At 65.2% G+C, this 15,139-nt stretch carries 13 protein-coding genes; 11 read left to right on the forward strand and 2 right to left on the reverse strand.

The annotated features are described in order from the left end of the window. Positions 1-4 precede the first annotated feature (4 nt). Positions 5-547 carry a hypothetical protein gene (locus ACFFDA_RS08955; RefSeq protein ID WP_404478345.1) on the reverse strand — a complete coding sequence of 181 codons (543 nt, stop codon included), beginning with the start codon at positions 545-547 and terminating at the stop codon, positions 5-7. Between the two features lie 52 nt (positions 548-599). Between ACFFDA_RS08955 and xth the strand changes: the two genes are divergently transcribed. From xth to ACFFDA_RS08985, 6 genes are all read left to right on the forward strand, one after another. Beyond that, a complete protein-coding gene (xth, locus tag ACFFDA_RS08960; protein ID WP_404478346.1) occupies positions 600-1,433 on the forward strand; it encodes an exodeoxyribonuclease III in 834 nt (277 codons plus the stop codon). A 170-nt stretch (positions 1,434-1,603) separates the two neighbouring features. After that, a complete protein-coding gene (locus ACFFDA_RS08965; protein ID WP_404478347.1) occupies positions 1,604-2,380 on the forward strand; it encodes an ImuA family protein in 777 nt (258 codons plus the stop codon). Continuing rightward, entirely contained in the window at positions 2,298-4,115 is a 1,818-nt protein-coding gene (locus ACFFDA_RS08970) for a DUF6504 family protein (protein ID WP_404478348.1), read from the forward strand. Before ACFFDA_RS08965 ends, ACFFDA_RS08970 begins: the two co-directional genes overlap by 83 nt. Further along, positions 4,115-7,384 carry an error-prone DNA polymerase gene (locus ACFFDA_RS08975; RefSeq protein WP_404478349.1) on the forward strand — a complete coding sequence of 1,090 codons (3,270 nt, stop codon included), beginning with the start codon at positions 4,115-4,117 and terminating at the stop codon, positions 7,382-7,384. The genes ACFFDA_RS08970 and ACFFDA_RS08975 overlap by 1 nt, the downstream gene beginning before the upstream one ends. Before the next feature lie 100 nt (positions 7,385-7,484). Further along, positions 7,485-8,363: a 3'-5' exonuclease gene (locus ACFFDA_RS08980; protein WP_404478350.1), complete on the forward strand. Its 879-nt coding sequence runs from the start codon at positions 7,485-7,487 to the stop codon at positions 8,361-8,363. A gap of 64 nt (positions 8,364-8,427) precedes the next feature. Next, a complete protein-coding gene (locus tag ACFFDA_RS08985; RefSeq protein ID WP_404478351.1) occupies positions 8,428-9,231 on the forward strand; it encodes a S1/P1 nuclease in 804 nt (267 codons plus the stop codon). A 19-nt stretch (positions 9,232-9,250) separates the two neighbouring features. Here the strand turns inward: ACFFDA_RS08985 and ACFFDA_RS08990 are convergent, their stop codons facing one another. After that, a complete protein-coding gene (locus ACFFDA_RS08990; protein WP_404478352.1) occupies positions 9,251-10,081 on the reverse strand; it encodes an aldo/keto reductase in 831 nt (276 codons plus the stop codon). 258 nt (positions 10,082-10,339) lie between these two features. Between ACFFDA_RS08990 and ACFFDA_RS08995 the strand changes: the two genes are divergently transcribed. From ACFFDA_RS08995 to ACFFDA_RS09015, 5 genes are all read left to right on the forward strand, one after another. Then, complete coding sequence (locus tag ACFFDA_RS08995; protein WP_404478770.1) at positions 10,340-10,945, forward strand: SOS response-associated peptidase; 606 nt, start codon at positions 10,340-10,342, stop codon at positions 10,943-10,945. Between the two features lie 645 nt (positions 10,946-11,590). Then, on the forward strand, positions 11,591-12,277 hold the full coding sequence (locus ACFFDA_RS09000; RefSeq protein WP_404478353.1) for an integrase arm-type DNA-binding domain-containing protein: 687 nt from the start codon (positions 11,591-11,593) through the stop codon (positions 12,275-12,277). Continuing rightward, on the forward strand, positions 12,195-12,668 hold the full coding sequence (locus ACFFDA_RS09005) for a site-specific integrase (protein ID WP_404478354.1): 474 nt from the start codon (positions 12,195-12,197) through the stop codon (positions 12,666-12,668). Before ACFFDA_RS09000 ends, ACFFDA_RS09005 begins: the two co-directional genes overlap by 83 nt. Positions 12,669-12,850: 182 nt before the next feature. After that, positions 12,851-13,894, forward strand: a complete 1,044-nt coding sequence (locus tag ACFFDA_RS09010) for a tyrosine-type recombinase/integrase (RefSeq protein WP_404478355.1) — start codon at positions 12,851-12,853, stop codon at positions 13,892-13,894. Positions 13,895-14,192: 298 nt separating this feature from the next. Further along, the gene (locus tag ACFFDA_RS09015) at positions 14,193-15,122 is read left to right on the forward strand and encodes a nucleotidyltransferase and HEPN domain-containing protein (RefSeq protein WP_404478356.1); all 930 of its coding nucleotides are present in this window, start codon (positions 14,193-14,195) and stop codon (positions 15,120-15,122) included. Positions 15,123-15,139: the final 17 nt, after the last annotated feature.

A 15,139-nucleotide genomic window follows, 5' to 3' on the forward strand; every position in this document is an offset into this window, starting at 1 on the left:
CCTCTCACTCTTCCCATTGATCCAATGCCTGCAGGTATTTTTGCTCTTCGCGGGCACGGCGCTCGTCAAGTTCGCGTACCTTCTGATCCCGCTGCGAGCGAAGCTCATCACGCTCGCGGCGAAGTGCCTCGATCCGAGCGTCGATCTCGGCCACGGACGCGGCATACCTCTCCTCTTCGCGCTGCAATGCCGCTCGCGCCTTGGCGAGGCGTGCGCGGCTTGGTCCTGGCATTTTCTTCCGGGGCGTAACGGGCGGCGCCGCCGTCTTGCGCGGCTCGCGATTGGCCTTGGCGTCGCGCTTTATCCCCTTTCCTGCCGCCGCAAGATGCTGCGCCGTGCTGCCCCGCGCGACGCGAATGACGACGCCGGGCTGCGCGAGCGGTGCCTTGGCCAGGCGAGGATCCGACACCGGCTCGGCAGCACCGCTGGCGAACAGGTCCGTGCCGGCGCCCCACGCCTCCAATGCAGCCTTGCGGCTCGTGGTCGCGACATAGACGTCGTGAAATCCGATCGATGTCCGAAAGACCTTGAGGGGACGCTTCGCCATCCCCGCTCAACGCACGAGGAACCCATCGGCGCCCGCGCGCTTTGCGAAAGTCATGAAATTCGCGACGTACAACGTGAATGGCGTCAACGGCCGCCTGCCGGTGCTGCTGCGCTGGCTCGCGCTCGCCGAGCCGGACATCGTGTGCCTGCAGGAGTTGAAGGCGCCAGACGAGAACTTCCCGGAAGATGCGATCCGCGATGCCGGCTACGAGGCGATATGGCATGGCCAGAGCCGCTGGAACGGCGTCGCCATCCTGAGCCGCGTCGGCGAAATCCACGAAACCCGCCGCGGCCTGCCCGGCGATCCAGCGGACGAACAGAGCCGCTACATCGAAGCGGCGGTGAATGGCATGCTGGTCTGCGGCCTCTACCTGCCAAACGGCAATCCGCGCCCCGGCCCCAGGTTCGATTACAAGCTGCGCTGGTTGGAACGGCTCCACGATCACCTCGCCACCCTGATCGGTTTGGATGCCCCCGTGGTGTGCCTGGGCGACTTCAACGTCATGCCGACCGATCTGGACGTCTATGCGCCCGAGCGCTGGCGCGATGATGCGCTGTTCGCACCCGAGATCCGCGCCGCCTACGCACGGCTACTTGACCAGGGCTGGGCCGACGCGGTGCGCGTCCTGCACCCGGACGAGACCATCTACACGTTCTGGAAATACTGGCGCGGCGCCTTCGAGCGCAATGCCGGCCTCAGGATCGACCATGCCCTGCTCAACCCGGTTGCGGCAAAGCGGCTGATCGCCGCCGAGGTCGACACGCGTCCGCGCGGCTGGGACAAGACCAGCGATCATGCGCCGCTCTGCATCGAACTGTCAGAGCGCACCGTGACGCGCAAGCGAGCCAAAACACCAGGGAAATCCCCGGTCCGCCTCACTTCCTGAGCGCTTCTCGCCGCTGTGAGCGCACAACTGCGCATATCGCCTTTCCAAGATTCTTTTTCGTTTTCAGCCCGTTGCTTAGCGTACGATCCCCCGAGTTGTCCGAGCGGACGCCTTGACGGAACAGGGTACAAATAAGAACATATGGCGAACACATGAGTCGCCCTTGACCAATGATCCTGCACACCGCCCTTCCCTCGCGGCTGCCCGCCGAGCAGCTCGCCGTGCTGCGCGCCCAGATTGCGCAAGTCCAGGCCGTGCGCGGTCCGGTGCTGCCGTTCGGCGTGGCGGAGATCGACACCCGGCTTGCCAGCGGCGGCCTCGACGCTGCCGCACTTCATGAGATAGCCGGCGCCAGCTCGAGCTGGAGCGACGACGCTGCCGCGACGCTGTTCGCTGCCGGCCTCGCCGCGCGCTTTGCCGCCGGTGCAGGCATGACCGTGCTGTGGGCGCTCAGCCGCTTCGACCTCTACGCCCCCGGCCTCGAGCAGGTCGGCCTCGGGCCCGACAAAGTGCTCTACGCGCAAGGGGCCAAGGATGCCGAGGTCCTGGCGCTGGCCGAAGACGCTTTACGCGACGGATCGCTGGCCTGCGTGATCGCCGAGGTCAAATCGGCCGACCAAACCGTGACGCGGCGCCTGCAGCTTGCCGCCTCCGATGGGATGACGCCGATGCTGCTTTACCGGCGGCATCGCTCGCGCGAGCGCAGCCCCCTCGCTTCGCCGTCCGCAGCGATGACCCGATGGAGCATAGGCACTGCACCGTCCTTGCCGCTGCCACACCCGGGCGTCGGCCGCGGGCAATGGTCCGTCGAGCTTTTCCGTCAGCGCGGCGGCAATCCCTTTTCTCTTTGCGTCGAGGCCTGCGATGACCAGGGTTGCCTCGCTCTACCTGCCCCAGCTGCCGATCGAGCGACTGCGCCGGTTCGAGCGGCCATCCGCGCCGCCTGACGCGGCCGCGCTGACGCCTCGGTTCGCGCAGGCGATCGACGACGATCCCGGCCCCTGCTCGGTGCCGCGTGGCGGCGGCTGGCGCCCTGGCGCACGCTGGGCGCAAGGCGCGCTTGGCGCCGCGCCGACGCCGTCAGACATCGATGCCCTACCCGCGCACCAGCGCCCGACCATGCGCGAGATGGGGCGGCGCAGCGAAACCGCCGATCACCCTTTTCGCGCGATGGCCCCCGACGATGGCGGGCCAGCCAGTGCAGCCAGGCCATCGCCGGTGGCGCGCCCGCGCACCGATCCCTGGGCCAAGCCCATGATTCTCATCGCGCGCAGCGGCCAGCGTGACATCGTGACCGCCACATGCCCGGTCGCGCTCGACCTCGGCCTGCGCCCCGGCATGGCTGCAGCCCATGCGCGGGCACTGGTGAGCGATCTCGACGTGCGCGATGCCGAGCAGGATGCCGACGCGATGTGGCTCGACCGTCTGGCGCTTCACGCCGTGCGCCACTGGACACCAATGGCGAGTGCCTACGATCTCGACGGCCTCTGGCTCGACCTGACCGGGACCACGCATCTGTTCGGCGGCGAGGATCGCTTCTGCCGCCGGCTCCTGCGTTTTCTGGAGCGCCTGGGCTTTACCGCGCATATCGCCATCGCTGGAACGCCCGGTGCTGCACATGCGCTGGCCCGCTTCGGGGGGAGCGCGATAACGATCCTGCCGCCCCGCGCCGAAGCACAGGCGATCGCCGACCTGCCGCTTGCGGCGCTGCGGCTCTGCGCCGACACCTTGGCCACAGCGAGCCGGTTCGGGCTCGAACGCATTGCTGATCTCTACGCGATGCCGCGCGGCCCCCTCGCCAAACGCCTTGGACTCAAGGCGGTCGAGCGACTCGATCAGGCACGTGGCCTCATTGCCGAACCGATCGTGCCGGTGGTCCCTTTCGAGGTGCCGCGCGCCGAACGACGGCTGCTCGAACCGATCGTCACCGCCGAGGCGATCAACCACGTCATCGGCGACCTTCTCGCCGACCTCGTGCACGACCTGCAGGGCCGCCGGCTGGGCCTGCGCACCGCGGTGCTGACCTGCCAGCGGGTGGACGGGATCGACCAGCGCGTCGCCGTAGGCACCGCGCGCGCCACTCGGGACGCCAAACACCTGGCGCGCATGTTCGCAATGCGCGTCGAGCGGATCGATCCCGGGCTCGGCATCGAGGTGATGCAGCTCGCGGCGCCGCGCGTCGAGGATTTGCAACCGGTTGCGCTCAATTGCGGCCTGCTGGACACCCGGCGCGCGCCCGACGTCGCCCCGCTCGTCGACCAGCTGGCAGGCCGGGCCGGGGAGGAGGCCCTGTTTCGCCTCAGCGCGATCGAGAGCGACGTGCCCGAGCGTGCGGTGCGGCGGGCGGGCCCCTTGGCGACGCCATCCGGCTGGCCCGCCTGGCGCCGCCCGGTGCGCCTGCTGCATCGGCCCGAGCCGCTCACCAATGTGGTCGCCTTATTGCCCGATCATCCGCCACGCCGCTTCTCGTGGCGCGGCAGTGCGTACAAAGTATCGGCGGGCGAAGGGCCCGAGCGCATCCATGGCGAATGGTGGCGGTCTGCGCGCGAAATGTGGGCGGTGCGCGACTATTTCATGGTCGAGACCGGGGGCGGCGAGCGCTTCTGGCTGTTCCGGCGTGGCGACGGCATCGATGCGCCGACCGGCGATCTCACCTGGTATCTCCACGGCGTGTTCGGCTGATGGCGACCTATGTCGAACTGCAGGTCACCAGCCACTTCTCATTCCTGCGCGGCGCTTCCGCCCCCGAGGAACTGTTCGCAGCCGCCGCGGCGCTCGGCCACACCGCGCTTGGCCTTGCCGACCATAATACACTCGCCGGGGTAGTGCGCGGATGGGCGGGGCAAAAGGAGACCGGCGTACGCATGATCGCGGGCTCGCGTGTGGACCTGACCGACGGGCGCGCGCTGCTGCTCTACCCCACCGATCGCGCCGCCTGGTCGCGGCTCACGCGCCTGCTGTCCCTGGGCAAGGGCCGTGGCGGCAAGGGCAAGTGTATCCTCGCCTGGAGCGACGTTGCCGAGCGTTGCGAAGGACTGGTCGCGATCCTGCTTCCCGACATGCCGGACGTGCGAACAGCGCAGCACCTCGCGGACCTGCGCGCCGTGTTCGGGAATCGCGGCTACTGTGCGCTGTCGCTGCGCCGCCGGCCCGGCGACCAGGCCCGGCTTCATGGCCTCGATGCCCTGGCCCGGGCGGCCGGGATCCGCAGTGTCGCGACCGGTGACGTGCTCTACCACGCACCCGAACTGCGCCCGTTGCAGGACGTGATGACCGCGATCCGCGAGAAGACCACCATCGACGCGCTGGGCTTCAAGCGCGAGCGGTACCTGGACCGCAACCTCAAGTCCCCGGAAGAGATGGAGCGCCGTTTCGCGGCGTTCCCCGATGCAATCCTGGCCAGCGCCGACATCGCCGGCCAATGCCGCTTCGATCTCGGCGAGATCGAGTACCAGTATCCGTACGAGCAAGTCATGGCCGGACGCACTGCGCAGCAGGCGCTCGCCGTCCTGACCGAGGAGGCAGCTGCGCGTATGTTCCCCGACGGGCTTGGCAAGGCCTACCGCAAGCAGATCGACCACGAGCTGCGGCTGATCGCCCAGCTCGGCTACGCACCCTATTTCCTGACCGTCCATGCGATCGTCGCGGAAAGTCGGCGGCGCGGCATCCTGTGCCAGGGTCGCGGCTCGGCCGCCAACAGCTGCGTATGCTTCATGCTGGGCATCACCTCGATCGATCCGATCAAACACGAACTGCTGTTCGAACGCTTCGTCTCCGGCGAGCGCAAGGAGCCGCCGGATATCGACGTCGACTTCGAGCACGAGCGGCGCGAGGAAATCATCCAGTGGATCTACGACACCTACGGCCGCCATCGTTCGGCGCTGACCGCGGTCGTCACGCGCTACCGCACCCGCGGCGCGGTCGCGGAAGTGGGCAAGGCGCTCGGGCTGCCTCGCGACCTGACCAAGATGCTCACCGGCCTTGTCTGGGGCTGGTCGATGGACGGAATCGGCGACGAACAGATCGAGAGCTTGAACCTCAATGCCGATGATCATCGCCTGCGCCTGACGCTGGAATTGTCGCGCCAGCTGATCGGCACGCCGCGCCACTTGTCGCAGCATCCCGGAGGCTTCGTACTGACCCAGGAGCGGCTCGACGATCTCGTGCCGATCGAGCCCGCGCGCATGGAGGATCGCCAGATCATCGAGTGGGACAAGGACGATATCGATGCCCTCAAGTTCATGAAGGTCGACGTGCTGGGCCTGGGCATGCTCGGCTGCATGAACCGCGCTTTCAACCTGCTCGAGACGCACAAGGGCATCCGGGTCGGCATGGCCGATCTGCAGGACGACGATCCGGATGTCTATGCGATGATCCAGAAGGCCGACACGCTAGGCGTCTTCCAGATCGAGAGCCGCGCGCAGATGTCGATGCTGCCGCGCATCAAGCCCGACAAGTTCTACGACCTTGTCATCGAAGTCGCGATCGTGCGGCCCGGCCCGATCCAGGGCGACATGGTCCACCCCTACCTGCGCCGGCGCGAAGGCAAGGAGACGGCCGAATATCCCAAGCCCGAGCTGCGCGCGGTACTGGAAAAGACGCTCGGCGTGCCGCTGTTCCAGGAACAGGCGATGAAGGTGGCAATCGTCGGTGCCGGCTTCACGCCTGCCGAGGCGGACCAGCTGCGCCGGGCGATGGCGACTTTCAAGCTGACCGGCGGTGTCAGCCACTTCTACGACAAGCTCGTCGGCGGGATGGTCGCGCGGGGCTACCCGAAGGACTTTGCCGAGCGCACCTTCAAGCAGATCGAGGGCTTCGGCTCCTACGGCTTTCCCGAGAGCCACGCGGCCTCCTTCGCCAAGATCGCCTATGCCAGCTGCTGGATGAAGCACCATCACCCCGATGTGTTCTGCGCCGCCCTGCTCAATGCGCAGCCGATGGGCTTCTATGCGCCCGCGCAGATCGTGCGCGATGCGCGCGGGCACGGCGTCGAGGTACGTCCCGTCTCGATCAACCACAGCCACTGGGATTGCTCGCTGGAGCCCGCCCGGGACGCACGCGGCCGATACCTGGCAGTCCGCCTCGGCTTTCGTCAGGTGCGCGGCCTTGCCAATCTCCATGGCGCTTCGATCGTCGCGGCGCGTGGCCCTGCCCCGTTCGAGAGCGTCGAGGAGGTCTGGCGCCGCGCCGGAGTACCGCGCGCCGCGATCGAGCGGCTTGCCGAGGCGGACGCCTTCTCGTGCATCGCCGAGGATCGCCGCCAGGGCTTGTGGAAGGTCAAGGGCCTGGGCGATGCGCCGCTCCCGCTTTTTGCGGCAACCGACGAGCGCGAGGCGCGCTTTTCGCCCGAGAGCGTCGAGCCCGACGTGACCTTGCGGGCGATGAGCAAAGGCCGCGAGGTGGTCGAGGACTACCGCTCGCTCCAGATGTCGCTGCGCGGGCATCCACTCCAGTTCCTGCGCGCCGAACTGGATGCCATGCGCATCGTGCGCTGCGCCGATCTTGGCCTGGTCCCTGATGGTCGCAACATCGAGGTCGCCGGGGTGATCCTCGTGCGCCAGCGGCCCGGCTCGGCCAAGGGCGTCCTGTTCGTGACGATCGAGGACGAGACCGGGATCGCCAACGGCATCCTGTGGCCCAACAAGTTCGAGATCTACCGCCGCCAGATCATGTCCGCCTCGATGATCGCGATGCGCGGCCGCCTGCAGAAGGAGGGTGAGATCATCCACGTCATCTGCGACCGCATCACCGACCTCGACGCCATGCTGCGATCGATCGCCCATGCCGACTTCGCGGTGGCGCCGGGGCGCGGCGATGGTGCCAGCAACGGCGGCGGGCCCGACCCACGTGATCCGTCGTGGCCGCGGGGCCGGACACTGGGCTCGCCGCCCTTTGGCACTGCGGCAAACCCGGATGATCTCGTGCCGATCCGTAGCCACGATTTTCATTGATCCGCGCCGCCCCGCACGCCGCTAGCCACACATGCCGCGTTTTCCCGTCGGTAAACGGGGCGGGGTTTCACACAGCGCCTGGCTTGGCTATCACGCCCCCATGGCGCCTCCCCCGATCGACCTGCTCGCAGACGCCGCGCGTGCCCTCGCCGCGCACCCGGACTTCCGCGTGCTCCGGCGGCTGGTGCCGGTGGATCACCTCCACGCGGGGCCAGCCGTGGGGAAAACGCGGATCGGCATTGCACTCGATGTCGAGACGACGGGCCTCGACCGCGAAACTGACAAGATCATCGAACTGGCCGTCCAGCGCTTCCGCTTCGACGAACTTGGCCGGATCGTCCAGATCGGCACGCCGCGGGTCTGGCGCGAAGACCCGCAGCGCCCCCTCGACCCCCGCATCACTCAGCTCACCGGTCTTACCGATGACGACCTCGCAGGTCAGGCGATCGACGAGTCCGCCGCCATCGCAATCCTCGCCTCCGCCGACCTCATCGTCGCCCACAATGCCGCCTTCGACCGGCCCTTCGTCGATCGCCGGCTCCCGGCGGTGGCCGGCCGGCCCTGGGCCTGTTCCATGGCCGAACTCGACTGGCTGGAGCTGGGCTTCGACGGGAAGGCTCTCGGCTACCTCGTCGCGCAGTGCGGGTGGTTCTTCGAGGGCCATCGCGCCGAGAACGACATCCTCGCGCTCATCTATCTGCTCGGCCATGCAGCCCCGGACGGCGAAACGATCCTCGCCAAGCTGGTCGCCTGCTCGGAGCGGCCGAGCTACCGGGTGAACGCCGTCGATGCCCCGTTCGAAGGCAAGGATGCCTTAAAGGCGCGCGGCTATCGCTGGGACGCGGCCATGCGCTTCTGGGGCAGGACCGTCCCCGAAGGAGACCTGGAAAGCGAACGGACCTGGCTGCTGCAGGACATCTACGCCGGGCACGGCGAGCCCGCCTTCCATCCTCAGTCCGCCTGCGAGCGATATCGCTAGCACCTTGTTGGCAAGCCGCGACAGGCAGGGTTTCAAGCCGTCTCGCCTCATCTATGAGAAATGCATGCGTAAACGGATCCTGCTTGCCTTGTCGCTCGCCGTCGCCTCTCCTGCCTATGCCTGGGGACCGATCGGCCACCGTATCACCGGCGCCATCGCCGACGAGAACCTGAGCGGGCTTGCCCGCGCCCATGTCCGGTTGCTGCTCGGGACCGAAGACCTGGCCGAGGCGGCGACCTGGCCCGACGATATGAAATCCGATCCCGACACCTTCTGGCAGAAGCAGGCGAGCCCCTGGCACTACGTCACCGTGACGGGCGACGACTACCAGGCCTCCGATACTCCGGCCGGGGGCGATGCGATGACGGCGCTGTCGCGCTTCACCGCCACCTTGCGCGATCCCAAGGCGTCAGCGGACGACAAGCGCCTGGCGCTGCGCTTCATCGTCCACATCATCGGCGATCTGCATCAGCCGCTGCACGATGGCGCCGGCACCGATCGCGGCGGCAATACCGTCGCCGTCACCTGGTTCGGCAAGCCGACCAACCTGCATTCGGTTTGGGATTCGGGGCTGATCGAGCAGCGTTCGCTGTCGTATTCCGAGTACGCCAAGTGGCTATCGCGCTCGATCACGCCCGCGCAGGTGATTGCCTGGAATGAGCGCGATCCTTCTGTCTGGATCCACGAAAGCATCGCTTTGCGCAAGACGATCTATCCGGCCGATCCCGCGCTCTCGTGGGACTATGCCTACCAGCACCGGACCGCGATCGACGATCGCCTGAAGCAAGGCGGTGTCCGTATCGCGGCTTACCTGAACTGGATTTTCGACGGTACCCAACCTGCCCGCAGCGGCGCCACCAGGCGCTAGGCTACCCGGCGCTCGCCACTCAGAGCATCTCGAGCGGCCGCCGCTTCGTTGGCGGTGGAAAGCTTCGGTCGAGCAGCGTGATGTCGTCCGCAGTGAGATCGAGGTCCAGGGCGGCGCGATTGTCACGCACGTGCGCCAGCGAGGAAGTCTTGGGGATCGCCAGAATCCCGGGCTGTCGCAGCAGCCAGGCGAGAGCGACCTGCGCCGGTGACACGCCGTGTTCGGCTGCGATCCGCGCCAGCGCCCCGTGTCCCAGCAGCCGGCCCTGCTCGACCGGGCTATAGGCCATCACCGGGATCGCGCGCCGTCCCAGCCATGGGATCAGGTCGAACTCGGGACCACGCCGGGTGAGATTGTAGAGGATCTGGTCGGTCATGCACGCCCGGCCCCCGGCCGACTCGAGCTCGGCCATATCGTCGGTGTCGAGGTTGCTCACGCCCCAGCGCGCGATCAGCCCCGCTGCGACCAGCGCTTCCATTGCCTCGACCGTTTCCACCAGGGGGACACTACCCCGCCAGTGGAGCAGGTAGAGATCGAGCCGGTCAGTGCGCAGGCGCTTGCAGCTCGCTTCGCACGCCTGGCGCAGGCGCGCCCGCGATGCATTCTGGGGATAGGCCTTGCTGACGAGGAAGACCTCGTCCCGGCGGTGCGCGATCGCTTCCCCGACGACACGTTCGGCTTCGCCGTCGGCATACATCTCGGCCGTGTCGATCACTGTCAGACCAAGATCGAGGCCTGCCTGCAGCGCGGCGATCTCGTCGGCCCGCCGGCCGCGCTCCTCGCCCATCATCCATGTGCCCTGCCCCAGGGCAGGCACTGTCGTTCCATCCGGAAATTCAATGGTCTTCATGGTTGGATCAACGTCCGGCAAAGGATTGGGTTCGCAGCAAAAGCTGCATCGCGACGGCAATCGGTTGGAAGCGTCTCGCCCGCTTGATCCGACCTGCCCGGTCCCAAGGCGCTAAGACGATGAACCTGCCTGCGATCACCCGGGGCCGGAGCGGCCCCGATTGCCAAGCCGAAATCGACGGTTATCCTGCCTGTCCAGAGGAGCACGCCCATCTGCAACCTGTATCGCCTGACCACGCCGACCGACGCGATTGCAGGGCTGTTCGCCGCGCGGTCCGGGCCTGCACCCAACGTAGCCGAGGAAATCTACCCGGGCTATCCGGGCCTCGTCGTAGTCGGTGGTCAGATCCGATCGATGACATGGGGGTTTCCGCGGGCGATGAAGAGCAAGCGTACCGGGCTTCCGATCAAGCCGCGCACGGTCAACAATGCCCGCGAGGACAAGCTGGCAACCCCGTTCTGGCGCGACAGCTTCGTCAACCGGCGCTGCCTGATCCCGGTCAGTGCCTGGGCCGAGGCACAAGGCGAGGAAGGGCGCATGACCCGAACCTGGTATGCCGTACCCGGCGACGAACCGTTTGCGGTGGCGGGAATCTGGCGACCGACTAGCGAATGGGGCGACGCCTATTCGATGGTCATGGTCGACAACTGCGCGTTCATGGCCGAGGTCCACGACCGGATGCCCACGATCCTGCGGCGGGACGCCTGGGACACCTGGCTACATGGCACGCCCGAGCAGGCTTTCGCGCTATGCCGGATCTGGGACGGGCCGCTCGATGCAGACGTCACCACCGAGCCATGGGCGAAGCCGCGCCAGCGCGCTAAGGTCTCTTCCGCCAACCTCACCTCGCCGACACTGCTTTGAAACATCGCGCGATCCGTGTCGCCATTCCTGCGGTCCTGCGCTGACTATTTGAGCCATCTCCTACCTGTCCGCTACCGCGGTCGATATCTCGCACTTCGCCACGCCCGGTACGCTGGCGGTCGTTCGCCTGCTTTGGGACCAGCTGCTGCTCAATGTCGGCCTGTTGGCCATGCCTGAGGAGGCTGTGCTCGCGGCAATGCGCGCGCACCGTTGGTGGATTTTGACCGGCAGGAGGTTGCGAGCCGCATCGAGAGCACGCTGCTGTTCGGCCTGGATTGACCTGCCGCCTTGGAATGGCACGGCGCCGCGGCGCAGGATCACGTTCGGAGCCGTGCTGCGCTTCACCGGCCCGATTTTCCGGCTAAGGATAGCCGGATGGTCAGTTTCATTCGGAAACAGCGGCCGGCCGCCGGAAAACTTAAACCGTTGCCCGGCCCGGAACCGCAGCGGCTGCCCGAAGCGCACCCTATGCACGGTAGGGTGCATTATGAAGAAAAAACCACGTAAATCTGCCATTTCTGGCGTCGAAATCGCGCGTCAGTTGACTGTGGCCGAATGCCCGGCTGTAGCTGAAAATCGCGCTTCTGGCAGGGAACGTCTGGACGGAAACATCGCTCGGCGTCGCGCCCCGTCATCGGCCATCGAATGGGATGCCGAGCTGCAGGCTTCGGCCTTCGAGTACGGCCCAGCGGCTACAGAAGCTGGATCGTCAAGTATCAGGATCGTGGACGACAAAGGTTCGTCACACTCGGTCCTTCAAGTAGTCTGCAGGCTACCGATGCCCGCAGACAGGCTCGTAAACTCCTTGAGCGCGCTGCGCTGACCGGTCTGTCTGTACATGCCTCGAAGGCGGCGAGATTATCTCCCACACTTGTCGAATATCTGCCGGAGTTCTGGCGCGACTATGGTGTCCACTGGAAGCCCTCGACGCTCACGACCAACCAAGCATACGCACGCCGTGAACTCATCCCTGAATTCGGCTGTATGCGACTGGATGCGATTGAAAGGAGTGACGTTCTGCGCTGGCGCGACGATCTGGCAGTGCGGAAGGGCGTCTTCAATCGCGTCCTTCCGCTGCTGGCGGTCATGCTGGGATACGAGGAAAAGCTGCGCTACAGGCCTAAGGGTAGCAACCCGTGCAAGGGGGTCGCACGCTACAAACGCAAGCTTCCCGAGCGCTACCTTTCCAAGCCTGAATACCGGCGCCTGTGGCAGGTGCTGGCGGCACGGGAGGCCCACGCACCGCTTCGTGGGTGCGATCAGGCTTCTGCTGTTTACAGGGGCGCGCCGTGGCGAGATCACCGGTTTGCGCTGGGAGGATGTCCGCTCTGACCGACTTTGCCTTCCGGACAGCAAGACTGGGCCGAAAACCGTCTGGCTGAACGCACCCGCCGTCACCGTGCTGGCGACGCTTCAGGGGAATTCGACACAAGGTCTGGTCTTCCCCCACGAGCAGTGTGATCGATCTATCAACCTGGCCCCCGAATGGCTTCGTGAGCGTCGCTCGGCGGCAATACCCGATGTTCGTCTCCATGACCTTCGCCATAGTTTTGCGTCGGTGGCAATCGCGGCTTCAATTCCGCTCACGACCATCGGGAAGCTGCTCGGTCACGCACTTCCGGAAACGACTGCACGATATGCGCATTTGGCTGACGATATGATCGCGGACAGCGCGGAAAGGGTGTGTTCCGGGCTCGCTCGGGCGCTGGGAGGACAGGCATGACGGGTGTGTCTTTCGCCGTCATCGTCGCCGAGGAATTGGCGAGGGTCGGACGCAACGTTTAAAAAGTAAGGGCAGGGCGGTCACGCCGTACGGTGTTCGCTGCGGACCTTCCGGGCTTCGCGGTGCGAACTTATTCATCAGGCCGATCAAGCTACATCGTCCAGATTCGCATGGGAGGGGCGATGCGGACGATCACCATTGGCAACACCGCTGTCCTGTCCGCTTCAATCGCAAAGGATGTCGCCCGCCGCGTCCTTCTTCGAGCGCAGACTCATGGGAACCCTGCGCAGGACCGCGCGCGCACCCGAACGGCGCCCGGGTGGGGTCAGTTCCTTGACGAGTATTGGCGCAGGATTTCCCCTTCATGGAAGCCCTCCACTGCCCGAACCCATTCGATCTATCGGCGGCAACACCTTGATGGAGCGTTCCCGGCTGCATTCATTGACGAGGTTTCGGAGGAGGACGTGATACGATGGTTCTCCAAGACGACGCAGATCGGCGGACCGGGCGCGGCCAACCGGACACTGGCAATATTGGCTGCGATGCTAAATCGGGCAGAGGCGTGGGGTTATAGAAAGCCGAACACCAACCCGTGCAGCGGTGTCAGGCGAAACCCGCAGCGCAGGTGTGAGCGCTTTTTGGATCACGGAGAGCTGGGCCGTCTAGGGGCAGCACTTGAGGCTTTCGCACAGACCGAACCGCTACGCGTGGCGGCGATCCGCCTCATACTGCTTACGGGATGTCGCAAGTCTGAAATCGCCAATTTGCGCTGGTCGAACGTCAAAGGGCAGCGGCTTCTGCTGGAAGATGCGAAAACCGGCCCAAGAACCGTCTGGCTGGGTACCGACGCCCGAAAGGTATTGCAGGGCATTCCTCGGAAACGGGGTGTCATAGATGTATTCCCCGTCAGCAATCGGGATCGGGATCATTGGCTATCCAATGTCTGGAGCAAAGTCCGTGAAAGGGCGGGGCTGAAGGGCCTTCGCCTACACGACTTGCGCCACAGTTTCGCGAGTTTCGCATTACGGTCACAGGAAACTCTACCGGTCATCGGGCGGCTGCTCGGACACGCTAACGTCAGGATGACCGCCCGATACGCACATCTGGACGACAGCACAGCACGGGAAGCCAATGAAGCGATAGGCGCGCTGCTCGTGGCGCTGACTGGCGCGAAGGATTTGCTGCCTAACGGCGTGGTTACCGAGAGCCATGGAGAAGAAGCATGATCGATGGCCTGAGGCAGAGGGAGCTTCGGCAACGCCTCCAACGGGCGTCAGCGCGTATGACTCCCTTGCAACGCGACGTAATGCGGCAGCTGCGGTTTGATGAGACCAGCTCTACGAATGTTGCCGCCGCGCTCGGCGTCGCCGAGGCGGAGGTTTGCCAAGCCTTCACAGCGGCCTTGGTGATCTTGGATCAAGAACTTGAACGGCCATTCCCGTGGTGGAAGCGCTTGCGGTGGTGAGGATTTAGTGGCGCCGATGCTTGCCATCGAGCGGGCAAACCTCCAGAAATGGGCGTAACATGCGAACGGACCTCGACCACCTTCCCGGCAGCAAGCAGCGCGAACTGGAGCGCGTAATCCAGATCATCTTCGAGGAGTTCGATGATGTTCTGGCGCTGGGCACGAACGACTGGAAGAAGAAGGGCCGCATCCTCAAGATAATCCTCTACGGGTCATACGCGCGTGGCGGTTGGGTTGATGAGCCGCATACGGCAAAGGGCTACCAATCCGACTACGATTTGCTTATCGTCGTCAACGACCAGCGGCTTACTGACCGCGTCGAGTTCTGGAGCAAGCTCGACGACCACCTGAGCCGGGAGTTTTCCATCACCGGAGCGTTGCGCACGCCGGTCAACTTCATCGTTCACTCACTTCAGGAGGTGAATGACGGGCTCGCTCAGGGACGCTACTTCTTCATGGATATCGCGCGTGACGGAATAGCACTGTACCAGTCCGATGATACACCACTTCTCGCGCCTCGACCGAAGACGCCCGACGCCGCTTTGGCGATGGCAAAAGAGTATTTCGAGGAATGGTCGGCGAACGCAATGAGGCGTTTCGAGAGTGCACAGTTTCTGATCGACAAGGGGTATTCAAAGCAAGCAGCATTTGATTTGCATCAAACCGCAGAAACGCTTTATCATTGTGCCATTTTAACAGTGACGTTCTATACTCCTCATGTTCACAACATCGGATTTTTACGCGGCCAGGCTGAAAAGCTTGATCGTCGCCTGTGTTATGTTTGGCCTGATGACACGCGGGATGACCGCGCGCGCTTTACCAAACTAAAGGAGGCCTACGTCAAGGCGCGCTATTCAAAGCACTACCAGATCAGCGTGTCAGATCTGAACTGGCTCGCCGCTCACATCAACGAACTCGGCCGAGTCGTGCAGGCGATATGTCTTGAGCGGATTGCAGGGCTTGAGGGCGCGACGAAGGGCGTTGGTTAGGGAATACCTGATATTAA

This window comes from Novosphingobium sp. BL-52-GroH, from assembly GCF_044813085.1.
In the GTDB taxonomy this organism is placed as follows: Bacteria; Pseudomonadota; Alphaproteobacteria; order Sphingomonadales; family Sphingomonadaceae; genus Novosphingobium.